At 61.3% G+C, this 24,991-nt stretch carries 17 protein-coding genes; 3 read left to right on the top strand and 14 right to left on the bottom strand.

Features of this window, described 5'->3' with window-relative positions; all coding sequences use genetic code 11:
• Positions 1–6 precede the first annotated feature (6 nt).
• Genes csm5 through cas10 form a run of 5 tightly spaced genes read right to left on the bottom strand, consistent with a single transcriptional unit; the run spans position 7 to position 6,192 of the window.
• Complete coding sequence (gene csm5, locus SE16_RS02820; protein ID WP_054492742.1) at positions 7–1,134, bottom strand: type III-A CRISPR-associated RAMP protein Csm5; 1,128 nt, start codon at positions 1,132–1,134, stop codon at positions 7–9.
• The gene (csm4, locus tag SE16_RS02815; protein WP_054492743.1) at positions 1,127–2,299 is read right to left on the bottom strand and encodes a type III-A CRISPR-associated RAMP protein Csm4; all 1,173 of its coding nucleotides are present in this window, start codon (positions 2,297–2,299) and stop codon (positions 1,127–1,129) included. Before csm4 ends, csm5 begins: the two co-directional genes overlap by 8 nt.
• Positions 2,300–2,326: 27 nt before the next feature.
• A complete protein-coding gene (gene csm3, locus SE16_RS02810) occupies positions 2,327–3,130 on the bottom strand; it encodes a type III-A CRISPR-associated RAMP protein Csm3 (protein WP_054492744.1) in 804 nt (267 codons plus the stop codon).
• 18 nt (positions 3,131–3,148) lie between these two features.
• Complete coding sequence (gene csm2, locus SE16_RS02805; protein ID WP_054492745.1) at positions 3,149–3,589, bottom strand: type III-A CRISPR-associated protein Csm2; 441 nt, start codon at positions 3,587–3,589, stop codon at positions 3,149–3,151.
• Positions 3,586–6,192: a type III-A CRISPR-associated protein Cas10/Csm1 gene (gene cas10, locus SE16_RS02800; RefSeq protein WP_054492746.1), complete on the bottom strand. Its 2,607-nt coding sequence runs from the start codon at positions 6,190–6,192 to the stop codon at positions 3,586–3,588. The genes csm2 and cas10 overlap by 4 nt, the downstream gene beginning before the upstream one ends.
• A 203-nt stretch (positions 6,193–6,395) precedes the next feature.
• Here cas10 and SE16_RS02795 point away from each other — a divergent pair, with 203 nt between their 5' ends.
• Positions 6,396–7,619, top strand: coding sequence for an FAD-dependent oxidoreductase (locus SE16_RS02795; RefSeq protein ID WP_054492747.1), 1,224 nt, complete (start codon positions 6,396–6,398; stop codon positions 7,617–7,619).
• Here SE16_RS02795 and SE16_RS02790 read toward each other — a convergent pair.
• From SE16_RS02790 to SE16_RS02770, 5 genes are read right to left on the bottom strand one after another with little or no spacing between them, the layout of a single operon-like run.
• Positions 7,606–8,370: a uroporphyrinogen-III synthase gene (locus tag SE16_RS02790; protein WP_054492748.1), complete on the bottom strand. Its 765-nt coding sequence runs from the start codon at positions 8,368–8,370 to the stop codon at positions 7,606–7,608. The genes SE16_RS02795 and SE16_RS02790 overlap by 14 nt on opposite strands.
• A gap of 10 nt (positions 8,371–8,380) precedes the next feature.
• Positions 8,381–9,820, bottom strand: a complete 1,440-nt coding sequence (gene hemG / locus SE16_RS02785) for a protoporphyrinogen oxidase (protein ID WP_054492749.1) — start codon at positions 9,818–9,820, stop codon at positions 8,381–8,383.
• A 44-nt stretch (positions 9,821–9,864) separates the two neighbouring features.
• Positions 9,865–11,661 carry an ArnT family glycosyltransferase gene (locus SE16_RS02780; protein ID WP_054492750.1) on the bottom strand — a complete coding sequence of 599 codons (1,797 nt, stop codon included), beginning with the start codon at positions 11,659–11,661 and terminating at the stop codon, positions 9,865–9,867.
• Entirely contained in the window at positions 11,658–14,177 is a 2,520-nt protein-coding gene (locus SE16_RS02775) for a glycosyltransferase family 39 protein (protein WP_054492751.1), read from the bottom strand. Before SE16_RS02775 ends, SE16_RS02780 begins: the two co-directional genes overlap by 4 nt.
• Positions 14,174–16,738, bottom strand: coding sequence for an ArnT family glycosyltransferase (locus SE16_RS02770; RefSeq protein WP_054492752.1), 2,565 nt, complete (start codon positions 16,736–16,738; stop codon positions 14,174–14,176). The genes SE16_RS02775 and SE16_RS02770 overlap by 4 nt, the downstream gene beginning before the upstream one ends.
• A 665-nt stretch (positions 16,739–17,403) precedes the next feature.
• On the opposite strand from SE16_RS02770, the gene SE16_RS02765 reads away from it, so the two are divergent.
• Positions 17,404–20,343, top strand: a complete 2,940-nt coding sequence (locus SE16_RS02765) for an endonuclease/exonuclease/phosphatase family protein (protein WP_161804504.1) — start codon at positions 17,404–17,406, stop codon at positions 20,341–20,343.
• Positions 20,344–20,415: 72 nt separating this feature from the next.
• Here SE16_RS02765 and SE16_RS02760 read toward each other — a convergent pair whose 3' ends face one another.
• From SE16_RS02760 to SE16_RS02745, 4 genes are all read right to left on the bottom strand, one after another.
• The gene (locus SE16_RS02760) at positions 20,416–21,603 is read right to left on the bottom strand and encodes a CaiB/BaiF CoA transferase family protein (protein WP_054493425.1); all 1,188 of its coding nucleotides are present in this window, start codon (positions 21,601–21,603) and stop codon (positions 20,416–20,418) included.
• A gap of 2 nt (positions 21,604–21,605) precedes the next feature.
• Complete coding sequence (locus SE16_RS02755; RefSeq protein WP_054493424.1) at positions 21,606–22,076, bottom strand: PaaI family thioesterase; 471 nt, start codon at positions 22,074–22,076, stop codon at positions 21,606–21,608.
• Positions 22,069–22,809, bottom strand: coding sequence for an HAD family hydrolase (locus SE16_RS02750; RefSeq protein WP_054493423.1), 741 nt, complete (start codon positions 22,807–22,809; stop codon positions 22,069–22,071). The genes SE16_RS02755 and SE16_RS02750 overlap by 8 nt, the downstream gene beginning before the upstream one ends.
• Before the next feature lie 165 nt (positions 22,810–22,974).
• Positions 22,975–23,577, bottom strand: a complete 603-nt coding sequence (locus tag SE16_RS02745) for a nitroreductase family protein (protein ID WP_054493422.1) — start codon at positions 23,575–23,577, stop codon at positions 22,975–22,977.
• Positions 23,578–23,798: 221 nt separating this feature from the next.
• Between SE16_RS02745 and SE16_RS02740 the strand changes: the two genes are divergently transcribed.
• The gene (locus SE16_RS02740; RefSeq protein ID WP_060687176.1) at positions 23,799–24,959 is read left to right on the top strand and encodes an LL-diaminopimelate aminotransferase; all 1,161 of its coding nucleotides are present in this window, start codon (positions 23,799–23,801) and stop codon (positions 24,957–24,959) included.
• Positions 24,960–24,991 lie beyond the last annotated feature (32 nt).

Raw genomic sequence — 24,991 nt, 5'->3', positions numbered from 1 at the left:
ATTGGTTCAGTCTTCTTTGGGCAAGAGTGTCACCACACACCACCCTAGCGGTGCGCGGGCTTCTTCGTGTACACGCCCCGAGGGGTCGCGGTCAATGTGCACCGCCACCCGGCGGCTTTTGGGGAAGGGGTCGCCATGCTGGCGCTTGCCACGGGCAAGCCTGTATTTGCTGATGATCTGCTCCATAAAGCGTTCATCGCGCGCCAGGCGCGAGCCGAACGTTTTGGTTTCCCAACCAGTGCCCCACCCCAGCGCCACGACAAAACGGTTGGAACCCTGCACTTTGGCGACCTGCTGCGCCAGGCGTTCATAAAACTGCGCGACATGGTCGCCGCCGCGAATGTTCTTGAACCATTGCACTTCGCGCTTGATATGGTCGAGGGCGTGCTGATTGACGATGTCCGGCAGGTTGGTGAGCCATTGGCGCGCGCTGGCGCGGAGTTTTGCACGGTGCGCCCAGTCGTCGAAAAGCGCCAGGTCAATCTTGATGGTGAGCCAGCATTCCGTGCGTGGGCGCAAGGCTTCCACAGCAATGGGGGCAGCCAGTCCGCCGCCGCGGTTCAGCACACGCACATTCGCCACCATGAGCGTGGACGCATCGAGCGGGTCGCTGTCGCTGATATGCAGGGCGCGCATCCAGTCATGGTTGGGGGACGCGCCGAAAATCTGTTTTTCAAAGGGTTGTCCCGCCCACTGCTTCTTGAAGCCCAACTCGCGGGCGTTGGCGCGCATGCCCATTTGCCCCCAGGCGTACCAGCCCAGGGCGGTGCGCAAGGCGCCTTTCACGGTGGTGCCGGGCAAATAGGGGCGATCGAAGGGGTCTTTCAACTGCTCGCGCAGTTCCGCACCACGCTGCTCCGAACGAGGGACGCCCCGCATCACGTAGCGAAAGAAGGGGCTATCGGGCGTGTAATCCTCGGGGCGCAACAATTGCGCGGGCGGCACACGCATCAACTTTTCGACGATGTCGGGGTCTTCGACGTCCTGCACGTCGAGAATGGCGTCGTGGTTGAGCCGCCACGAATGCCCTTTGTGGACGGCGTAGTCGTAATCACGCATGAGGGTCACGCCGCTGCCAATGTGAAGCGGTGAAATCAGGCGCACGTGTGCATCGTAGATGAGATACTCAGCCATGTGAACCCTCCTTGTGTGGTGGCACGCCCAACGCCACAGCCACGCCGTAGCGATAAACCGGGTGCGGAATTCCGGGCGTCCCCTCGTTTGCGCCGTAAGTCGGCTGAACGTTGGCGACCGCGCCCATCACCGCCCCCGTCGCGCGAACGAGGCTGCCTTCGCGAATCATCACCAGGCTTTTACGGCGCTGGTCGGGCGCGTCGAACGTGTGCACCCAGCCGCGGACGGTGGTGATGGCGTAGGCGGTCTGTCGGTCGGCAAGGACGTTGGCTTCGAGTTCGGATGTTTGCGGCAGGTAGCGGCTGAGCAGCCAGGCGCACATGCCTTCCTTGGCGTCCGGCAGGTTGACGGGTGGGGCTTCGCTGAGCGTGAATTGCCCATATCCGCTACTGCGTTCGCCACCCAGCCCGTTGGTTTGCAGAAGGTCAAGCGCCGAGCGCACCAGTTCACGGAAGGTTTGCCCATCCTCGGCTTCGGAAACGGGCATGTCGGCGTTTTGCCAGACGATACCGAACCAGAGCCCGCACCCTTCGGCAAACCGCACCGCCCCGACGTGGTAGATGTTCGAGGCTGAGCGAATGCGGTCAATCGTCACGCGCGGGATACGGTGGTGCGTCCAGACGGGGAGATAGCGCAAGGCTTCCAGTGGGCGCTTGCGCCGCTGTGCTTTATCCAGAAAGCGAAACGCAGGCGGCAGTTGTTCGACTTCTTCCTTGCTGAGCCAAAGCGTATCGTGTTGCAAGGAAACGCCTTGGGCGGCGTTCCCCTGCTCATCGAACAGCGCGTCATCCAGCGGCTGTTGCTCAATCAGCCAGCGGCGCACCAAGCCTTCGGAAAGGTAGCGCAAGCGTTTGATGGCTTTGCCGCGCTGGCGGATCGTCTGCCACCCGCTCTGCGTGAACAGCACCGCGGGGTCAACGGGCATCGGGTAAAAGCGCACGTTGCCCACGCGCGGAAAAGCAGAGGTGAGCAGAAAAGGCGGCGATTGTTGGGCGCGCGCCACAAGCGCGGGTGGGTCGTAGCCCATGAGCCGCCATGTCGCCACCAGCGCACTGAACAGCGTATCGGCGGGCACTGCGGCGCTGCTTTCTTCCAGGTTGATCCCCCGCGCGCCCAGGTGCAACCCGCCGGAAAAAGCGAGGTGGAAAGGGTGAATGGTCGGCATAGGAGTTGGCTCCTTTTTCGTTGGCGCTCAGGCGTTCAACTTCGCGGAAATCGTCTGTATCACCTTGTCCAGGTCTTGCACAAACGCTCCCAGGTCGCCGTATTCTCCGAGCATCTCTGCTTCGCCGATGTAAGAGGCGCCGCCGCGCCACGCGACTTTGATGTTTTGGATGGCGATTTTCCCTGCGCCGCGGCTTCCCTGCCCGCCCAGGTAGTCGTCCTCCAGGAGTTGCAATCCCTCGGCGAGCACCCGCAGGCGTTGCACGTCCTTTTGGGCGTCGCATCCTGCCCCGTCGTAGATGCTGTAAACCAGTTCAGCGGGGCTGAAGACCGTGCCGGCGGGGACGCGCTCCATCTGGCGCGGGTTGGCGGCTGATGTAACACGGTCAATCGAGACTTCGGTTTTGACTTCGGTGTAGGGAAGGTCGGTGTTGGCTTTTTCAAGCGCCTCAGCAGACTGATCGCTCATGTGCACGTCGCGGACGACCAGGCGGGTGGGGGTGCCAAAATTGCGTTCGCCGGGCACGCCGAACACCTGGCAGATGTCGCATGTCGCGTATTCTTTGTCGGTCTGGCACGAGTGAATGAAACCCTGCCCAATACGTTGGTTTTGGGGTTTGGCGTGGTATTTTTCCAGCAGACTGCGCATTTTGCCTTTCAGACTACTGCCGGGGACGTAAGGGCGATTGGTCAGCGGGTCGCGGATGACGGTTTTATCCACGCCGCCAATTTCGATCCCGCTATCGGAGCCGCCAATGTGCAACCCCGTTACGGCTTCCAGGTCGAATGTGATGAAGAGGCGACCGCGCAAGTGGATGATTTTGTCACTCATGGCATGCTCCTTTCGCGATTAGTTTCCACCGTAGGCTTTGTGATAGGCGAGAATGGCTTCAAAGAATTCGACAAAACGCTGAAAGCGGTTGTTTTTTTCATCTTCATCAGATGCCGCCAGCACCTGGTCAATAGCGGCGTCGAGCACTTCGCGGAGCCGTTCAACACCTTGTCCGCGTTCGCGGCGCGCGCGGTAAGCCATTTTGGGCTTGAGCAGAATCAGGCGGCGGAGGGCGCGCTCGCGTTGGGCGTTGCCGCTCTCCCACGTCGCCTGAATACTGCGCACCTCGCCAAAGATGGCGCGGATTTGGCTGGTGGAAAGCGCACGGCTCAGTTCCTTGCCCAGCGTCTCCGCCGCTTCAATCAGGGCTTTGGCGCCGGTTTGAGAGTGGTCGGTGATGATGGTCTTGATGGTTTCGATAGGGATACTTGGGCTTGGGGACTGCCGTTGGCGGTTCATGAGACCTCCTTTGCCTCGGCTTGGTTGTTTTGTTTTTCAACTCGCAATATATCAACCCAACGCGCCGCCAAACCAATGCGGCTTGTCAGGCTGTAATCGGCCTGGAATGTACGACGTAGTTGTTCTACATTTGCCCCTGAAACGTGTTTTTCCATGCGCTTGAGGGTGTACACCATGCGCCAGGTCCAGGGGCCCCAGAGCGTTTGCGGCAAGCCGTTGCGTGCAGTGGTGCTTTGCGAACGCTGCCACGCCTGGCGTGCTTCCATGTAGAGCATGTACGATTCGATGAGCCGCCGCACGAGCGACTTGGGCGCACCCTTTTGCAAAGCGTCTTCGAGAAAGTGCATGAGTTGATGCACCGTCTGGAAGCCCGGTTGGCATTGCGGGTCGGTGCCAAAGGTTGACCAGGGCAAGGCTTCACCCAGGAAACAGAAGGCGTTTTTCTGGCGCGGATGGGTGCCGTCCGTCCAGCGCAGCCGCTTGGCGGCTTCTTCGGCGGCGCCGGCTTCTTCCGCCGCCTGGTAGAGTGGGTATTTGCGGGGAACCAGCACCATGCCGCCGCTCGCGTGAATGCCGGGGTGGCCGCCCGTGTAGGCAGTCAGGTCGGCGCGCACGCGGATGGCGAGTTCCACAACCGCATCCCACGCCCCCACAAAGAAAAGGTCATCGCCGCCGGAGTAGATGGCGTAGAGGCGGTCGCCAAACTGCGCCTGCATACGCTCGGCAATCGTCCCGACCCAGCCTTCAAAGTAGAGGCTGACGGCGAAACTCAACCCCGCCACGCGTGAAAGCGTTGCCGCATTGCCAAGCCCCTCGCGGAAGAGCGTCCCCAGGTTGTCCACGTCCATCCGCAAGACCCCCAACCGCTTGATGCCGCGCGCCTGATGCGCCAACACGCTGAACGGCTTGACGCGGTCGGCGGGCGGCAGACCGCGCTTTTCGTCGTCCGGGAACGAGGCATCGGCTTCCAACGCCTGGCGCTCTGCGGCTGTGAGAATGGGTGTGGTGTTGACCAGCAAACGCCGCCCGACGGCTCGGCGCGGGTGGGGCGTGAGGTCGGTCAGGGTGGCGTCTTTGAGCGCAAGCGCGACCTGGTAGGTCTCGTTTGTGGGGGCGGGAAGGGAGAGCGCACCGTTCTGGCGCGCGAGCACGCTGGCTTGCAGACCAAACGCACCGAGTACGTCCTTCCACGTGCCCGCCGGCTCAGCCAGATTGAGGCTCGTGTCGGTTGCCGGCTGAACCGTCAGCAAGAGCACTTCGGCGCGCCGCAGGTTGTCCCCCAGGTCTTCAAACGCCAGGCACGCCGGGCACTTTGTGACGGCTGAATCACCGGAACCGTCTTTCTTGACGTTGGGATGTTCCTCGCCGCACACGGCGCAGACCGTTTCTTCATTGCCGCCATGCCCCAGTGGCTGGAAAAGGTCCGCCACTTCCGCTGTGCTGAGGTGGGCAAAGCGGCGTCGTTTGGCGCGTTGCAAGCGTTCGTGCAGATGCCCCCATGCGGCTGAGAGGTGAGGACCGGCGATGAAATCACGCACGCGAAGCGGATAGCCTTCCACAGCCACGTCAAGCGCGCCGCGGTGGTGTTGAAGAAGCGTGCGGGTGATTGCCTGACGGAGGCGGGGAATCTGTTCGGCGTCGGTGGGGCGTGCCAGCAAGTAGAAGTTGCCGCCGCCAACATAGATGATGTTGGTGATGGGCAAATCCAGTTCGCGCAGGATGAAGCGCGCCAGCGCTTCCCCCAGGAGTTGCAAGTAGAACGAACGCCCACGCAAGCCGGGCGTGGCGCCGCGGGCGGTGATGGTGTAGATGAAATCCTGCACGCCGCTGATGTCCCCCCCAATAAGCAAGGCGGCTTCATCATCCACCGTCTCCGGCGCGTTCAGCCATTCTCTGATGCGGGCGTCGTCCGCATGTGCCAGAACGGCGGCAAGCGCGCCGGTCATGCGGCTGTGGTCGTACAGGCTGATGTCGGGAATGCTCTTGTAGTAGGCTGACGGAACCGCCCACAAGTAGCGCATCAAGAGCGCTTGCAGGCTTTCGATGTAGGCGTCGAGCGAGCCCCCCTCGGCGAAAGTCTCGCGCAGGGTGGCGGCTTCGCGCTCAAATTCTTCCCACATGGTTTCGTAGCGCCGCTCTGCTTCGGATGTGGGGAGCGGTTCAGCGGGAAAGAATTCGCTGGTGAGGTCAAGCGGCTGAAGCGGCCAGTACGCGCCTTCGGGGTTGGGGTGCTCCTCTCCATCGAGACGCACGCGCGTGAAGATAGAGCGCAGTTGCATGGGATGCGTCTTGCGCGATTCATCGTCGCTGTTCGTCGCGCGTTCCCCCGCCGAGAGATGGTCGGCGAGTTGGACGATACGGTCTTCGCGTGTCTGGGGGCGGTGGTGATTGCCTACGGGACCGATGACGGCTTTGCGCCAGGGTTCGGGCACAAACGTTTCAGCGAACCAGGCGCTGAGCATGGCGTGTTTGTAGCCAAACTCACGGCGGGCTTCTGCATCCCACATGCGATTGCCGCTGACACCTGCACGCAGAGCAAACTTGCCAATGTCGTGCAGAAGACCGGCGAGGGCGAGGAGATGCTGCGAGGGCGTTGCAGACATGGTTTTTTCTCCTTGTACCGTCTTTTTGGGTGGCTGTTGGAGAAAGGTTGGTGCTGGTTTGTCGGTTGGTGTATTCAGAAGAGAGTGCCCGTAGTGTACAAGATTTGGGGGGTATTTGCAAGCGGTTTATTGCAAACAGGTAAGATTGGTTGAAAAAATGGGTCTCATAGTGTGGCGTGTTCAACAAAGTAAAAGGGGGCATGATGTCAAGCATTCGTGTGTATGGGGCGTTGTGGTGTCCGGATTGCCGTCGGAGCAAGGCGTTTTTGAACGAGCACCAAATTGCGTATGAGTGGATTGATATTGAAGAAGATGCAGACGCACGGCGGTACGTGGAGACCTTGAACGATGGCAAGCGCATTATCCCGACCATTGTTTTCCCGGACGGGAGTTATCTCGTTGAGCCGTCGAACGCTGAGTTGGCGCAAAAATTGGGGTTGAAAACGCAAGCGAGTCGGCAGTTTTATGACCTTATTGTCATTGGCGGGGGACCTGCAGGGTTGACGGCGGCGCTGTACACCGCCCGCGAGGGAATCCGCACGCTGGTGATTGAAAAAGGCAGTTTGGGAGGCCAGGCGGCGACCACGCAAGAGATTGAAAACATGCCGGGCTTTCCAGATGGCATTAGCGGGCAGGCTTTTGCGGAACGGTTAGCGCGCCAGGTGGACCGGTTTGGGGTTGAAGTGCTGCGGGCGCAGGAGGTTCGCACGATTTTGCAGGAGAGCGAGCGGCATCGTTCTGTGAAGACGAGCGACGGCAGTTTGTATGGCGCGCATCTGATTTTGATTGCAACGGGCGCGCGGTATCGCCGTCTGGATGTGCCCGGAGAACGTGATTTTATTGGCGCGGGTATTCACTTTTGCGCGACGTGTGATGGTCCGTTCTACCGAGGAAAACCGGTTGTCGTCGTTGGTGGGGGGAACAGTGCCGCAGAGGAAAGTGTCTTTCTCACCCAATTCGCTTCGGAGGTGACACTGCTGGTGCGTGGCGAGGCGCTCACAGCGAGCAAAGTGGCCGCCGACAAGGTGTTGGGGCACCCCAAGATTCGGACATATTTTCATCACGAGGTGCGGGCGTTTCATGGCAAAAGTGGGAAACTGGAAGCCGTTGATGTTGAAGATACGCAAACGGGTGAAAGAAAAACCCTGACGCCTGCGGCGGTCTTCGTTTTTATTGGGCAGCAACCCAACAGTGAGTTTGTGCGTGAGACGCTCGTGCTGGACGCCCGCGGCTTTATTCTCACCGGGCACGACCTGGAGCACGCCGTGGCGCATCTGCCGCATCGCCCGGAACCGCTCGAAACGAGTATGCCGGGCGTGTTTGCCGCGGGTGATGTGCGGGCGGGGAGCATCAAACAAATTGCGGCCGCCGTCGGTGAAGGGGCGGCCGCGGCGCTCTTCGTGCGTAATGCGCTCAAGACGATGTGAACGCAGCAAGGATGGCTTGCACCAGTCCCTCGATGGTGTGCTCTTCCGCTACGACGTCAACGCGGAGCCCCTCTTCGCGGGCGGTTTGGGCGGTGATAGGCCCAATGGCGGCTACCAGCGCGGTGCCGGCGATGGTGCGCGCGTCTTCGCGCCCCAATGCGGCGACAAAGTTGCGGGCGGTGCTGCTACTGGTGAAGGTAATCACGTCCACGCCGCGCTTCAATTCGGCTAACACGTCGGGCGCGGGAGTGGCGGGGATGGTGCGGTAGGCGGTCACCTCGACGACCTCAGCGCCCGCGGCTTGCAACCCTTCGCGGAGCGCGGCGCGTGCGATGTCGGCGCGTGGAAGCAGGAAGCGCAACCCCGCCGGGTTGGGGATGGCTTCCAGCAATGCCTCGGCGACGTACTGTTCGGGCACAACGTTCACCGGGACGCCGCGCGCTTCCAGGGTGGCGGCGGTCGCGGGACCAATGGCGGCGATGTGGCGCGCGGCGACGGCTTCGGCGGGGATACCGAGCACGCCAAGGCGCTGCCAGACGTGTTCGACGGCGTTCACGCTGGTGAAGACGAGCCAATCGTACGTTTCCAGGCGTTGCAATTCGGCGTCCAGGGCGGCGTAGTTGTCGGCCGGTGGGACAATGGCGATGGTCGGAAATTCAATCGGGATTGCGCCGAGTGCGCGCAAACGTTCGCTCAGGGCGCTTGCTTGTTTGCGTGAGCGTGTGACAACGATGCGTTTTCCTGTGAGCATGGTCTTCCTCTCAGGCGGTCGGCGTTTCTGCTGGTCTACCAAACCCCAGGGCAGCGAGCGCTTTTTCGGCGGCTTCGATGCCCTGGCGTGTGCAGTCTGGCAAGCCCGCGCCGCGCATACCACTGCCGACGACGGCAATCCCCGCCGGCAAGGTGCGTTCAATGGTGGCGACACGATCCAGATGTCCAACGTCGTATTGCGGGCGGGCTTTCTCCCACCGCTGGACGTCGGTCAGCACCGGTTGGGCTTGAATGCCGAGCAGGCGGCGGGTATCGTCGAGCACCTGTTGCACGAGTGCGGTATCGTCGAGCGAGAGTGCGGCTTCGCGACCGTCGCCGCCGACGAAGGCGCGGAGAAGGACGTAGCCATCCGGCGCGCGCCCTTCAAACTTGCTGGAAGCAAACGTGTAGCCCGTGACGGTCTGCTGTTCGATGCGCGGCACAAGCGCGCCGCTCGCGTCAAGCAGCGTGTGGGGCACATCTTCCCGGCGGAAGCCCAACACCACACTTGCGCTTGACGCCATGCGGATGCGGTGCAGGTGTTGGCTGGCGTCCGGCGCAATGGATTGCAAGAGACGCGCGGTCGCAGGCGGTGGTGTGGTGAACAGAACCTGTTTTGCGGTGATGGTTGCGCCTGTGCTGAGTGCGAGTGTGTAGCCAGCCTGATGAGACGCAACCGCACTCACGGCAACACCGATGTTGAGCGCCTGCGGGTCTAAAACGTCTTGCAGGGCGTCCACCAGCCGCCCCAAACCTGAGCGCAGCGTCAAAAACGGTGAGCGATGACCACGCCCAGCGCTCCGCCCGCTTCCACGTTGTCGGCGGGCACGCCACATTGCCCGGATGAGACTGCCATGCGTGCGTTCCATCGCCCGCAATTGCGGGAAGGTGGCTTCCAAACTCAGCCGGTCGGGGTCGGCGGAATGAATGCCCGCCATGAGCGGGCCGGCGAGCCGTTCCAGCGCTTCACGCCCCAGGCGGCGGCGCACAAAATCGCCTACGCTTTCATCCGCCTCATCGCGGCGGGGCGGAATGAAGAGGTCGAGCCCCATGCGCATTTTGCCGGGCCATGACAGGACCGGCGAGCGCAAAAAGGGCATGAAGCGCGTTGGCACGCCGAGGAAAATGCCTTCGGGTGCCGGCACCAGCCGCCCATGGCGCACCAGGTAGTAGCGCGTGGTGCGGGGCGCGATGAGTTCATCTTCCAAGCCCAAGGCGCGCACAAGAGTGAGCAGGTGAGGCTTGGTGGTCAGAAACGAATCAGGTCCATGTTCGATAAGAAAGCCATCCTGAGTGCGCGTCGTGATTTTGCCCCCCAGACGCGGCGCGGCTTCTACCAGCAGGTAGCGCACAGGCAGACCCGCCCGGCGCGCTTGTTCCAATCGCCAGGCGGCGGCAAGCCCCGTCATGCCGCCGCCGATGATGACAACGTCATACATTGGTTCGTTCATCGTCTGCTTTCTCAGCATCATTCACGGTTGCGCAATCGAAGATATTATGAAGCCTCATCGGCAAACGCCAAGGGCACGGTGAACGATTGCAAGGCGCGCCCCTCTGACGAGACGAGTTGAACACGCAACCAGGCCTTTGCAAGGTCTACATCGCCCACATGCTCCAAGGCGACAAAAACCGGAAAAGCATCCCCCGGCAAGACATCGCCCGGCGGGGTGATGAGAATCTCGGTTTCTGCATGCCTCACACCATCCGCTTCCAGGCGTACCACCATCCCTGTTCCAGCCTGCCACGGTTTCGCCGTCTCAACCAGCAAACGCACCCACAGCGTTTCATCCCCTTGAATCGCATAGCCGCGCAAGGTTATCGTGTCGCTGAGTGAAAGGGAGAGCGGTACATAGCCTTCAGCGCGCGTGTAAATGCGCCGTTTGCCGTGCGCATGCGTCGCTTGCAGTTCATAGCCCGCCGACTGCACCCATTCCAAAACACCCGGCATATCTCGCAAGCGGTCTGTCCAGAAGACAACGTAATCGGGGCGTTCCTGCGCGAGGAGCGCTATCAGTGGTTGGGTGTCTATTTCGCCGTTGCGCAGCCAGCGCCGCTTGGACAAGTTGACCAGCGAGGGCGGTGGAGAGTGTCCGCTCAAAAAGACGAACATGGGGTCATCGCTGACAATGGTTGTCCCCGGCGGCAACTCTGCGCGCCAACGCGCGGCATACTCCATCGCATCGCGACGCTTATCATCCAAATCCCCAACCTGATACGCCTGCCAAAAGAAAGGTGTGCCATCCAATAGCGCCACGCCAATCAGCAGACCCACCCACACAGGCGCCTGCCACGCCTGCCGAAGAGGAAGCCGCTCAAACAGATATGTGAGCCCCAGCGCAAAGAGCACTATTGCCGACGGCACCAGCACCAGTACCAGATGTGAAAACAGGTCGGGGTAGGGGGCGAACATCAGCACAAACGCCGCCAGCGTTGCGGTGAGCGCCAGCACAGCATGACGCTGTTTTGACGCGCCCAACGCGGCAACCCCCACGCCAACGGATGCAACCGGAATCAGAAGCATGCGCCACAGGTGCTCGCCTGTCACGATTGCCCAGATTTTGAGCAGATTCGCCGCGGGATTGGCATCCCCCCCTGCGCCGGCATTGAAAAGCAACACTTGTTCAAGAAAAGCCCGCAAGGGCACATTCACCAGCACAAGCCCCACAACACCCAATGCGCCCAATGCCAGCGTCATCAAGCGTTGCCAGCGGCCATTGCGCGTTCCCCACGCCAGCACAACCAGCCCCACGCCGAAGGGGAGCGCGGTTGGTTTGGTCATGAGCGCGGCGCCCAACAACGCGCCGGCTACCAGCGCGGCTTCGCGACGGTGCGGCCAACGCATCAAGACCCACAGCGCCCATAAGCCGCACGCAGCGACAGGCATATCAGCCAGGACGGCGCGGCTATCCCGAATGAAAATCGGTGTTCCCAACAGCAAGAACGCCGCCAATGCCGCTGTACGCCATCCGCGGAGACGTTCCGCCAGCAAGATGGTCGCCAGCAGCGTGAGCGTACTCCACGCGACAGCCAACGCCCGCGCGACCGTTACGTCTTCTCCAAACAGGCGGAACAGCGCACCGAGTTCCCAAAACAACAAAGGGGGGTAGTTCCACCACATCGGGTCGTAGAGTGAAACGCCACGCGCGACTTCCCGCCCAGTGAGAATAATGACCGTCTCATCCCATGACCAATCGTAGGCGGCATGGAAACGCCACGCCCACATCACAAAGAACAGCAAACTCCCGAATGCAAGCGCGGCAAACACCCACGCTGACCAACGTTTCACGCTCATGGTACACGCTCGACTGTTCCAAGTTGAATGGCGTCGCCCACTGTTGTGCCGTTTTGCTGTACCGGCAGACGTTGCAAGGTGGCTTCATCGTACATCCCGGCTAGCAAGGTGTACGTTCCCGTCGGGGCGGTGTCGGGGATGGTGAGTGTGTATGTGTCCACAATCACCTGCCCCGGTTGCCAGAGTGTGGTCGGCAAGAACCCTTCCAGCGGGACCTGGTCGTCTTGGGTGAGGAGCGAACCATCCGGTCCAAGGAGATGTACAAACCCCTTGAACGACGTTTCCGTGGACGCAAGCACCTTCCAATGCAAGCGCACCTGCACCGTTGCGCCAACCGGCAATGCTTCCAACGGTGCGCCCTCGGCGTCGGTAAGGTCCCACCCCTGCAACGCGGCAAGCGTCCCGACTTGCGGGGCGGGCGTCAACTCGTGGGTAGGGGGTGGCGGTGTGCCCACTTGCAGCGTATCCACCACCAGCGTATCGCCAATGGGCGCGCCTGTTTTGACATCCACCGCCGGCAAATGCTCGAATGTTTGCGGGTCGTAGAAGGTCAATTCGATACGGTACACCCCCGGCGGTGCATCGGCGGGAATGGTGAGTTCGTGCCCATCCGGCCAAACATCGCGCACAACCCACTGCGACGTAGGCGACCCCCAGGGCCATCCTTCGTCGCGCACAAGTTCGCGACCGTCCGCGCCCACAATGCGCACCAGCACATTCAGGTTGCGCTCAATCGGCGCAATGCTCTGCAAGTAGAACGTGGCAATGAAGGTCTCGCCGGGTTGTACCTGCGTGGGCGTTTTGTAGGCAATCAGGCGGATTTTGCCGCCCCAATCCGTGAAACGTGGACGCCCCACAGCGAGATAATCCGGCGGGGGCGCATCGCGCACATCGTAGATACGCGCATATTCCAGCCCGTCAATGACGACGACATGCTCCGGCGTCTGTTGCTCAAAATAGGTCAACATCTCTTCCGAGGGCAGACGGCGCTGCCACTGGTTGGCGTAGGTGACCACGTAGTCGGTACTGAGCCATTGCAGGATATTGGTCACGTTGGCGTTGAAACGGAGCGGCATCGGTTCACCGACGAAGTAATACGAAAAAGGTCCGTCCATGTACCACGCCGTGACGCGCATCTGCTCAGCGTTCGGTTTGGCGTTGAGGTAGCGTGCGGCGGCGTCCAGCCCTTCTCCCCAGCCAATCAGCATCACATCGGGCGCGCGGCGCGCCCCGCCCAAAAGCGGGTTGTAATAACTGAGATAGTACGGATATGTGGCGACGGTGCCCACGGATTGCGCCAGCACCAAAGCGCCCACAAGTGCTGCGGCGCGCTGTGGATGGCGCGTGAAAACCGGTTCAAGCAGAGACCACCACCCCAATGCCGCCAGCGCCGCCATGAGTGGGAAGACGGGAAGCAAGTAGCGGTCGAATTTCTTGGCGCCCAGGGTCATCAACAGCGCGAAAGCCAGCGCCGCCAGAAGGAGCCACGCCGCAGCCGCCCGTCGCTCAGCCCGTGCAAACACGCCTTGCCGACGCACCGCAAACAGGCTTGCCAGCAGCAGCCCCAGCAAGACCACCGGCGTCTCGCGCCAGAGGTAGTTGACGGGATAGAAGAGCCAACCGGGGTCGCCTTCATACACGCGCCCCATGAAGTAGGTGGGATTGAGGTGCCCTTCCTCGGCGTACGTGGTGGCTGTGCCAAGCACACGCGCCACACTCTCGAACGGCGCGACCCAGAGCGCAGGCCACAACGCCACGACGACCGCCAGCCCTACCAGCCCCCACACCACGCCGCGCCCCAGCGCACGGCGCAAGGCAGCCGGTGGCGAATCGGTTTCACGCCAGGCGTCCCACAAAACCACCAGCCCGGCAACTGGGATGAGGAACAAGCCGGGCGATTTGGTCAACCACGCCAGACCGGCAAAGACGCCCGCCCAGACGAGGTCGCGGCGGCGGTGTCCATCCAGCACGTAGGCGAGCAACGCCGCCAGCGCCGCCAGCACAAAAGAGGCCAGCAGCGCATCCAGGTGCAGCACCCGCGACAAGCCGACGTGGAAGGGTGAAAGCGCCACCAGCGCCACAGCGAGCGCCGCCGGTGCATCCCCCAGCACGCGGCGCAGGAAGAAGAACGCCCCCACGAGCGCCGCCGTGATAAAGAGCACCACGAACAAGCGCCCCGCCACCAGCATGTCCAGCGGCTGATAGCCCTGTTCGCGCAGGAAGGGCTCGATTTCCTCATACTTCCACCCAAAATAGCCCGGCGCGTCGTGCGCATACGCAGGGTAGCGTGTGAGAAAGCCCAAGGTCCCCGCCCACATCACCGTGACGCCGGGATGTTCGCGTTGGAAGGTTTGGGCAAAGTCGGCGTGCGTGATGGCGTAGTAAAAATTCGCCGAACGCGCCAGCCACTTGCGCTCATCGGGCGTCACAAACTGCCCAAGCCGCGGCAAGCGCGGCAACAGGATGAGCACGCAGAGCGCCAGAGTCATCCAAAGGGTGCGGCGTTGCAGGTTCATGGCGCTTCAACCGTAATCGTGGTCAGTTGGTAGTAATTCCCCAATGGCTGCCCATCTTCGGTGAAGAAGTCCAGGCGATAGCCTTGCTCGCGCTGGTACATGCCCGTGATGAGCGGATAGGTGCCCGGTTGCGCATCGGGGAAAATCGGAATGCGATAGCGGTCAACCACCATCTCATTGGGCTTCCATTTGCTGGTGGGGAATTTGTCGCATCCGGGCTCGCCGTCGCGCTGCCCAATCATCTTGCCGCCTTCAAAGTCAATCACCTGATTGAAGACCGTGAAGTGCTCAAATAGGTTTTCGGTCGTGACCCAGTAGAGCGTCAGGTTGAGAATGTCGCCCGGTTTGGCGGTTGTGCGGTCAATGCTAAACCCTTTCAGCCAAATGCTGTCGCCCAGCCGCAGGTTGAGCGGGTGGTCAATGACGGGCAAGATGGTGGGATCGTCCAGCGGAAAATCGGGCGCGGAGAGCGTGTTATCGAAAAAGGCTTCCACGTCTTCCACATAGAACGTTTGCGGCTCGATGGGCGTCTCGCTCTTGCGATAAATTTCCATGCGCGGCTGATCGTTGATGATGACCGTCCCGAACAACTGATATTCGGTTTGCAATTTTTCGTGCAACAGCCGCCGCTCTTCATCTCCCTCTGGTTCGAGGTTATCAATGAAGAAGAAAACCGTGTGGTCGCGCAAACAACGCTCTTGCCCGCGTGTGTACCAGTCGGGCACCCAGGCTTCCTTCTCGTTGGTTTCGTAAATATCGTTCAACACCCCTTGCGCATAGAGCGTCCCGACAACTTTCCAGCCATTGCGCAGGGGAAAACCAAACAGCGCCTTATCGTCCGGCTCATCGTACACAACCCAGAAGCCGGGGGGGCGGTTTTCGTGCCATGTGCGCAAAATTTCAACTTGGTTGTAGATGAAGTAGAAATAGGCATACGCGCCAAAGACCGCCACCGCCAGCGTTGCCAGCGCCACGCCCAAGCCTGCGGCGCGTTGCGTCCCCCAGCGGGCGCGCACGGCGTGAAACGCGCGTTCCAGCACAAAGCCGTTCAGCAGTGCCCAGGGCATGAAGAAAATGTAAACGTGCGAGCGCGGCTTTTCGGTCAGGAAAATGGCCAGAATCATCGCCGCGCCGAACCAAATCCACAAAATGCGTTCTTCGCACCGCATGCGCGGCATGAGCCACGCCAGCACAAACGCCCCGGCGAAGAAGAGCACGGTATAGTCGCGCCCGCCCACCGTCAGCCAGGTGGGGTTGACGCTGCTCACTGCCATGCCCGCCACGAGCAGCAGCGAGGGCAACAGCGCTTTGCGCCCCAAGCCCCGCCAATACGCCAGCACCAGCCCGATCACTGCCAGCCCAATCATGAGCACGACGTAGTAGGTGGTGCTGTACACGGTGGTGCGCAGGAAGAAATCCGCCAGATTGTTGTAGGGGAATTCGCCGCCGATACGTCGCTCGGTCAGGTAGGTGTAGGTGGCGGCAAAGTTGGGGTGCAGAACGAAAGGCACGTAGAAAAGCGCCAGCACTATCGCGCCCGCCAGCAGGGCGGGCACCAGTTGGCGCACAATGTTCAGCAGCGGCTCGCGTTGCCAGAGCAAGACACCCACAAAGAGCAGCGAAGGCAACGCCGCCATCACGGCTTCATAGTGCGAGAGCAAGCCGGTGGCGAGAATCAACGCCGCCAGCAGCCAATACCGCGCACGCTCGGCGGCGATGCGCGTGGTGCGGTACATGATGAGCACAGTGAGCACGGTTGTGAGGAAAACCACGCTCTGGTATTGCACAATGCGCGAGAACCCGATGAAGTAGCCATCCAGCGCGAGCAACATCGCCGCCGTCCAGCCGGTGATGGGACCGAACAGCCGCCATCCCAGCAGGAAGAGCGCAAACAAGCCGGCCAGGTTCGCCAGTGAGAAGGGCAAACGGGCGGCGGCTTCGTTCAAATGCCCGCTCAAAGCGTACACGTTCGTCGGGAGCACGATTTCGGTCGGTCCCTTCTTGTGGATGAGCAGGACTTCTTCGTACCCTTGCAAGACGCCGGCGGCGCGCAAAGCCGCCCGTGCTTCATCCCCCTGAAACTCGGAATAGCCCAGGTTGGGAATGCGGAAGAACGCCCCCACGAGGAAGAGCGTCGCCATGCCAGCCAGCACCCAGCGGCGGTCGGCTGCCTGCCAGAGCGGCGCCCAATTTGGGGACATATCCGGGGCGGCAAAGAGGCGTTCGCGCCGCCAGATGGCAGCCAGAAGAAGCAGGGTCAGCGTGGTGTAGGCGGCGATCATCTGCCAGGCTTGCAAGCCGCCGGGAAGATACGAAAGCAAAAGTGTGAGCACAACTGCGATACCGTAGCCCGCGGCGATGCTGTAGAGTGTGCGTTCCCACCAGTCGGGGCGATTGTCTCCCCCGCCAATCAGCCACTCCACCAGCAAAGCGCCGGGGACATACGCCGTCACGACCAGCACCGCCAACGATTTCAACGCCAGCGGGAGCGGCGCAAAGATGATGGCGTATGAGACAAGCAGAAGAGCGGCAACAATGCCCGCCAGAGTTCCGCGTTTCATTGGCTTCTTTCCCCCTTCATAGCAATGCGCCGTCTGACAAGAGCAGGCGGCGCAAAATCGCAGGCGATGATAGCATACAGCCCCAATGAGGCAAAGCATTGAGACACGACCACCAACTTGCCCTTCTCTCAATCTGTGATACATCTTTGTTGCAAGCCCAAATTTCCCCCCGACAACCATACGCAGAGACGGACGGTGTCATGGAGATACCAAACTTGCGCCATTTGCATGGCATGCTTTGTTCCGCACATCCAACGAATGGGGTGTGGAACCATCCTGACATATGGACGCATCCTTGTTTTGGCGCACCTCCACGTACAAGGAACGCGCCGAGGCACTTTCGAGCCGCGCCTTTACCCGCTCCTCCGAGTTGTCCTCCTTCCACCTATCGGCCTACTTTCATTACCCGCCCCTATCCCATCACTGTTGCCCCTCTTGATGCACTAATTCCCGCACATTCGCCCTCCCGGTTTTCCTCACCCCGACGTACTCCTTTCGCACTGACGCCTCCACACACCTTCTTTTCCAGCGGCGGCATAAGAGATGACGGCAAGACTCTGCGCAAACATCACAGCAAGGTGCGTCATGCGGTATCGCTTGCGCTTTTCGATCGTGAAGACATGCCCCCCGCACGGCAATGTATCACACACAAGAGAGGGTGAATGATGAAATCACTTCCTTTTTTCAAACAGATGCTGATATTGTTCAGCGTACTCTGGCTATTTTCTCTACTCACATTCTCCACACCTTTCACACAAGCCGCTTCCAGCACCATCGTCATCAGCGAAGTCCAGTATGACCCCTCGGGGGCCGAACCAGGCAGCGAGTGGATTGAACTCTACAATCTTGGGGGAACGACGCTTGATTTGAGCGCCTACAAACTGGGCGACGAAGAAACATTCGGTGGCGGCGAAGGTATGTACATTTTCCCATCTGGGTTCACCATGGCGCCGGGGCAAGTTGTTGTGATTGCCAACAAAGCCGCCGACTATTTCGCGCTCTTTGGCACCAAACCCGACCTCGAGTTTGTGGAGAGCGATGCCACCGTTCCCAACATGACAAAATACAGCGCATGGGCAAGCGGCAGTGTCGCCCTTTCCAACTCCGGTGATGAGGTGCTGTTGCTGGATGGCAACGATGCGCTGGTTGATGCGGTCTCGTGGGGCTCGTCCACATTTGCGTTCAACCCCGCTGCGCCTGATGTCCCCGATGGGCATTCGTTGGAACGCAACCCCGCCGATAACGACACCGACAGCGCCGCCGATTGGCTCGACCAGGCGACCCCCAACCCTGGCAGTGTTGTGACCACAGGCAACGCCACGCCAACACCGCTTCCCACGGCGACGCCAACCCCCACCGCCACTCCGCAAGCCACTCCCACACCCGCCCCAGGGTGCGGCAAAACATCAACCTACACCGCTATCTGGGAAATTCAAGGGAGTGGAAACACCTCGCCGCTGGTGGGACAAACGCTCAGCAATGTGCGCGGAATCGTCACAGCCGATTTTCAGAGTGGCACGGGTGGTCCCAGTGAGCCGCGCGGCTTTTTCATTCAGGCACATGAACCCGATTGCGACGCCAACACGTCTGATGGTATTTGGGTCTATACCAGCACATCTGTGAAGACCATCAGCGTGGGGGATTTGGTGGAACTGGACGGCGCAACCGTTGTCGAATACCAGGGACCGGCATCCTTCCGCTGGGATGAGACGCTGACAGAACTTGACTGTCGCACAGGTTGTACCGTCACCACCATTCAAGCCAATTATGGCTTGCCACCGGTGGAAGAATACGACCCGCCCGCGGATGATGCGCTTGCCGCCGCTTACAATGAAGCCCGTGAAGGCATGCTCGTCCAGGTGAGCACAGACGCAACGGTGATTGCGCCCGTCAACCAGTACAACGAGATGGTCATGGTACGCGGGACAGGTGCTGACCGCCTGCACCATGACGCGCCGCCTTTTGGGCATCGCATCATCGTGGATGGTGACGGGGTCAGTGCTGCGCGGTGTGGGGTTGATGGGCTGGGCTACATCAAAACGTTCGATACGATCGTGTACAACCCCGCCGCCGGGCAGAAGGTGTACGGTCCGCTCACGTACAATTTCAACACGTACAAAATCCAGCAAGATGACGATACCGCCTGCGTGGTTGCTACCGCCGGTAACGATACATCCTACGACCCCGCCGACAACCCCGCTCCCGCTGATGACGCCAACACGCTGACGATTGCCACGATGAATGCGTGGAACTTCTTTGACACCACAGACGACCCATACAAAAGCGATACGGTGCTCACCCAAGCCGACTACGACCGCAAATCCACCAAAATGGCGCAACTGATTTGCAACACCGCCGGGCTCAATCGTCCGCTCATCATCGGCTTGCAAGAAATCGAAAACAGCACCGTCCTTGCCAAACTCGCCAACGACATCGCCGCGACCTGTGGCGTCACGTATGAGTACTACACCATTCCCGGCCCCGACAACCGCAGCATTGATGTGGGGCTGTTGACACGCGCTGACCGCGTGACGGTGCTTTCAGTGCGCGAAGAACAAGGCTGCTCTGCGACCAATTGGGGCATTGATTACGAAACCGGCGACCAGTTGCCAGCCGTGACATGCTCCGGAAGCACGCCCTACTACCTCTTCAACCGCCCACCGCTGCACCTCGAAGCCCAAATCACGCTTGGTGGTGCGCCGCGTACGATCCATGTCATCGTCAACCACTTCAAATCGAAGTTGAGCAGCGCCTCATGCTCGACAGCCGACTGCACCGACCGCCGTGTGGAACAGGCGCAGCATGTGGACACGCTGGTTGATGCACTCCTCGCCGCCGACCCGAACGCGAACATCGTTGTCCTGGGCGACTTGAACGACTACTACAACTCCGCTCCGCTTGATGTTCTCGATAAAACCAGCGGCGTGCTGACGAATGTGTGGGACGACGCCCAAGGTCCTCCATCCACAGGACAAGGAAGCATTACACGGTATAGTTACATCCACGACGGCATTGCCCAGACGTTCGATCACATCCTGGTTTCGGATGCGCTCAATGCCTTGCCGCGCATTCTGTCGCCGCGTCATGTGAACGCCGACTGGCCTGGTTCGCACATCAGTGATACGAGCATGTACCGCTTCTCCGACCATGACCCCGTGCTGGTCGCCTTTGTTTTTGGGACGGCGACACCAACGCCAACGCCGCCCCCCACCTTCACACCCACGCCTACCCCAACACCCACGGCGACGCCAACGCCATCACCCGCCAGCACACTCCACGTTGGCGACCTGGACGGCAACAGCACCCGCAACAATCGGAAGTGGAGCGCCACCATTACCATTACTCTGCATGACAGCAACGAAACGCCGGTTGCGAATGCTCTGGTCAGTGGCGTATGGTCGGGGGCGACGAGCGGCACAGCCAGTTGTACAACCGATGCCGCCGGACAATGCACGGTGAGCGTCTCGAACCTGTCGCGCAAGCAGAAAAGTGTCACCTTCTCAGTGACGGACATCAGCCACGCGACGCTTTCCTACAATGCCCTCGACAATCACGACCCCGACGGCAGTAGCGACGGGACAAGTATCACCATCGCGAGCCCATAAACACGCCTTCCCCACACACAGAAGCGGGCGAAGATCTTCGCCCGCTTCTTGCTGTTGGCGAGGGGCTTCCCCTCACACCACGCCTTCCTCACGCAAGCGCGCCACCTCTTCGGCGGAAAGCCCCAGCCAATCATGCAACACCGCTTCGCTGTGCTCGCCCAACAGCGGCGGCGGAGCGCCAATCTCGGCGGGCGTTTCCGACAACTTCGCTACCGGTCCCAGCAGGTCCAGCAAGCCGGCGGTGGGGTGCTCCACTTGCTGCACCATCCCACGCGCACGCACCTGTGGGTCGTTCAGCGCCTCGGCGACGCTGTTGATAGGCGCGACCGGGATTTTGTGCGCCACAAGCAAATCAATCCATGCCTGGGTTGGGCGGCGGCGAAAGACCTCGCGCAAACGCGGCACCAGTTCATCCCGATACGTCACGCGGCCGGGGTTCGTCTGAAAGCGCGGGTCTTCCCACAGTTCCGGGCACCCCGCCACGTCACAAAAGCGTTGATACTGGCTGTCATTGCCTATGCCCACAGCCACGTACCCATCCGCCGTGGGAAAGACCTCATACGGCACAATGTTGGGGTGCGCGTTGCCGTACCGCCGCGGGACTTCCCCGCTCACCAGGTAGTTTTGGGCGACGTTGGCAAGCCAGGCGACTTGGGCGTCCAGCAGCGCCACGTCAATGTACTGTCCTTCACCCGTGCGGTCGCGGTGGCGCAACGCCGCGAGAATGGCTGTGGCGGCAAACAGGCCGGCGGTAATGTCCACAATCGCCACGCCCACTTTGTGCGGTTCCCCGTCGGCGGGACCCGTGATGGACATGATGCCCCCCTGCGCCTGGATAATGAAGTCGTAGCCGGGGCGGTCGCGGTAGGGTCCCGTCTGGCCGTAGCCGGTGATACTGCAATAGACAATCCCCGGATTGACGGCGCGCACATCTTCATACCCCAAGCCCAGCCGCGCCATCGTCCCAACCTTGAAGTTTTCGATGAGCACATCCGCGCGCGCGGCAAGATCCAGTGCTATCTGACGCCCCTTGGGGTGTTTCAGGTTGAGCGTGAGACTGCGCTTGTTGCGGTTCACAGAGAGAAAGTAGGCGCTCTCGCCGCCCGCCCAGGGCGGTCCCCAGTGGCGGGTGTCGTCGCCGCGATGGGGGACTTCAACCTTGACGATTTCAGCGCCGTAATCGCCCAGCAGCATGGTGCAAAACGGACCCGCCAACACGCGCGTGAAATCCAGCACGCGCAGACCATCCAGTGCGCCCATGTTCACGCTCCAAACGTTTCTGGAACTTCAACCGCCACCACTTCCCCCCGCGCCGTCAGCACGCCGTCGGCGTACAACTCGGCGAGGACAACCACCTTGCGCCCGCGAATCTCTTTCGCGCGCCCGCGCACTTCCAGCGGCACGCCCAGCGGTGTGGGTTTGAGAAAGTCCACCCGCAAAGAACCGGTGACGAAGCGGGGCGGCGGCTCGCGTGTCAGGTCAATGCCGCGCGCCTCGGCGGCGAAAATGGCGGCGCTCCCCGTGCCGTGGCAATCAATCAGCGAGGCGATAAGCCCCCCGTACACGTAGCCCTCAATGGCGGTGTGGTAGGGTTGCGGCGTGTAGCGTGTGATCGTCTCATCACCTTCGCGGTAGGTCTGGAAGTGCAAGCCGTGCGGGTTCAGGCGGCCGCACCCATAACAGACAGCGAACGGGTCGGGATAGAGGTCTTGAATGGCGGTGGGTTCAGACATTGGAACGCTCCTCGTTGTGCGTTGGTTGGTCAATAAAGCGAGCGCCTTGCTGGTCGAGCCAGCGCGGCAACTCGCGGATATCCTCCAATTCGGCGTAGCGCGGGCTGGTTGGGCGTTCGGCTTGCTCATGTTGCCAGGTAATGTGGTACGGAATGTGTACGGCGTAGCCGCCGATTTCAAGCACCGGCACAATGTCGGAACGCAGGGAATTGCCGACCATGAGGAAATGTTGCGGGGCAATGCCGTGTTCCTGCAAAATGGCGCGGTATGCCTCAGGCGTTTTTTCGCTCACCACTTCGATATGCTGAAAATAGCCCGCCAGCCCCGAACGGGCGATTTTGGTTTCCTGGTCGAACAGGTCTCCTTTGGTGATGACGAGCAGCGGGAAGCGGTTGGCGAGCGTGGCAATCACCCGCTCCACCCCCGGCAGAAGTTCCACCGGCGCGGCAAGCATCTCACGCCCAAAGTCAATCAGGCGTTGAATATCGCGCGCGGGAATGCGCCCGTTGGTCACTTCAATGGCGGTTTCAATCATCGCCAGCGTAAACCCTTTGACGCCGTAGCCAAAGATTTTGAGGTTGCGCACTTCGGTTTCGTAAAGCCGCCGCTCGACTTCTTCGCGGTCGCAGTAGGCGGCGAGCATGTCGAAAAATTTTTGCTGGGTCATCGAGAAGATGGTTTCGTTGTGCCAGAGCGTATCGTCGGCGTCGAAGGCAATGGCTTGCAACTGCATGGTTCCTCCCTGTCGAAACTGGATTTGCCGCGGAAGTATGCTATTGCGCATCGGCGGAATGGGCAATTTGAGAAAGCGCAGCAGAGGAGAACGCCGCGCCCCGCCAAAACAACAACAGACCGGCTTGGGGTCGCCGGTCTGTTGCGCGAAGGTGAGGCGGTTGGGTCAGGCGTGCCAGGGTGTGCCCCACGCGCCGGCAAACGCCACGTCGCCCAACGGGCGGCGCTGGCGCGGCGCGGTTTCATACGCGCGCAGAGGCTCCGGCAACTGCGCGGGGTCGCCCGGATACCCCAGCGCCACCACAACATGCGGGTGGTAGCCTTCGGGAATGTTGAACGCTTCGCGCAGACGGTCGCGGAAGAAGCCGCCCATCGGGCGCGCCGCCAGCCCCAGGGCTTCGGCTTGCAGCAACAGGTTCTGCACCGCCATGCCCAGGTCGAACAGCGCCGACCCGTTTTCGCGTTCCGCGCCTTCGGGTTTGATAGCCGCCACGCCCACGATGAAGAGCGGCGCATGTTGCGCCCACGCCTGGTTGCCTTCCATCAAGGTGTCGAAAATGCGTTGCCAGGCGTCGGGGTGCTGGTCTTTGGCGGCGACGATGAAGCGCCACGGTTGGGCGTTGAACGATGAAGGCGCAAGGTGCGCCGCCTGCAACAGCGTTTCGATCGTCTGGCGGTCAATCGGGCGCGTGGGGTCATACGCCCGCCGACTGCGTCGGTTGGCAATCACGTCCAGTACACGCACGGGTGTTGTGGTTTGTGTCGTCATGAATTTTTCCTCCCAACAGGTTTCTCTGTGCAGAGCAGAGCCTACACAAAACCAGAATAGGCGCACGTGTCCCCGCACCCGTCCTTGCGCGCGTCCTGCATGGTGTCGCCGAGCCCCCTTTTTTCTTGACAGACGCCCTTTTGCGCGTATCGTGCAGGCTGAGCGGCTTTCGCGCCGCCAATCTGTGCCAACAACGCTCAACCCGTGTGGAGGCTGACACCATGCATCTCGCGCCGCGCTTGAACCGCATGCCGCCGTACTTTTTCGCACGTGTGGCGGAACGCATCCGCGCCGTGGAAGCCCAGGGACACCGCGTCATCAACCTGGGCATCGGGAGCCCCGATTTGCCGCCGCCCGATTTCATCATCGAGGCGATGATTGCCGCCGCCCGTGAACCCGCCAGCCATCGCTACCCATCCTACACCGGTTCGCCCGAACTGCGCGAAGCCATCGCCGGCTACTACGCCCGCCGCTTTGGCGTTGCGCTCGACCCCAACCGCGAGGTGTTGCCGCTCATCGGCTCGAAAGAGGGGCTGGCGCATGTGCTCATGGCGCTGGTCGGCGACGGCGACCTGGTGTTGGTGCCCGACCCTGGTTATCCCACCTATCGCATGGGCACGTATCTCGCGGATGGGGTCTTTGAGACGGTGCCCCTGCGCCCCGAACTGGGCTTCTTGCCCGATTTGGACGCCATTCCCGAAGAGACGTACCGCCGCGCTGTGGCGTTCTGGGTGAATTACCCCAACAACCCCACCGGCGCCACCGCCCCGCGCGAGTTCTACGCGCGGCTGGTGGACCTAGCGCACCGCTACAATTTTGTGGTGCTCAGCGACAACCCCTACGCCGACATTACGTTTGACGGCTACCGCGCCCCCAGTTTTCTGGAAACGCCGGGCGCGAAAGAGGTGGGCGTGGAATTCAACTCGCTCAGCAAAACGTACAACATGGCGGGGTGGCGTGTGGGCATGGCGGTGGGCAACGCCGAGGTGATTGCCGCCCTGCTCCGCGTCAAAAGCAATGTGGACACCGGCATCTTCTACCCCCTGCAAGCCGGCGCGATTGCCGCCCTGACGGGACCGCAAGAGTGGCTCGCCGAGCGCAACGACATCTACCGCCGGCGGCGTGATGTGGTGGTGGAAGGCTTGCGCGCCGCCGGCTTTCAGGCAGACCCGCCCAAGGCAAGCCTCTACGTCTGGGCGCGCATCCCCGAAGGGTGGACCAGCGAGGCGCTGAGCACACACGTACTCGAAACGGCGCACATCTGGCTGACGCCCGGCATTGCGTTTGGTGAACACGGCGAAGGGTATGTGCGCGTCGCGCTGACCACCGACGCCGAAACGCTGGCGCGCGCCATGGAGCGCGTTGCGCAGGTGTTGTCGTAAGCCAACGAAGCCCCAATCAGAAGGAGGCAAGG

The organism is Ardenticatena maritima, assembly GCF_001306175.1.
Classification (GTDB): Bacteria; Chloroflexota; Anaerolineae; order Ardenticatenales; family Ardenticatenaceae; genus Ardenticatena; species Ardenticatena maritima.
This window is presented reverse-complemented; position numbering and strand designations above follow the sequence as displayed.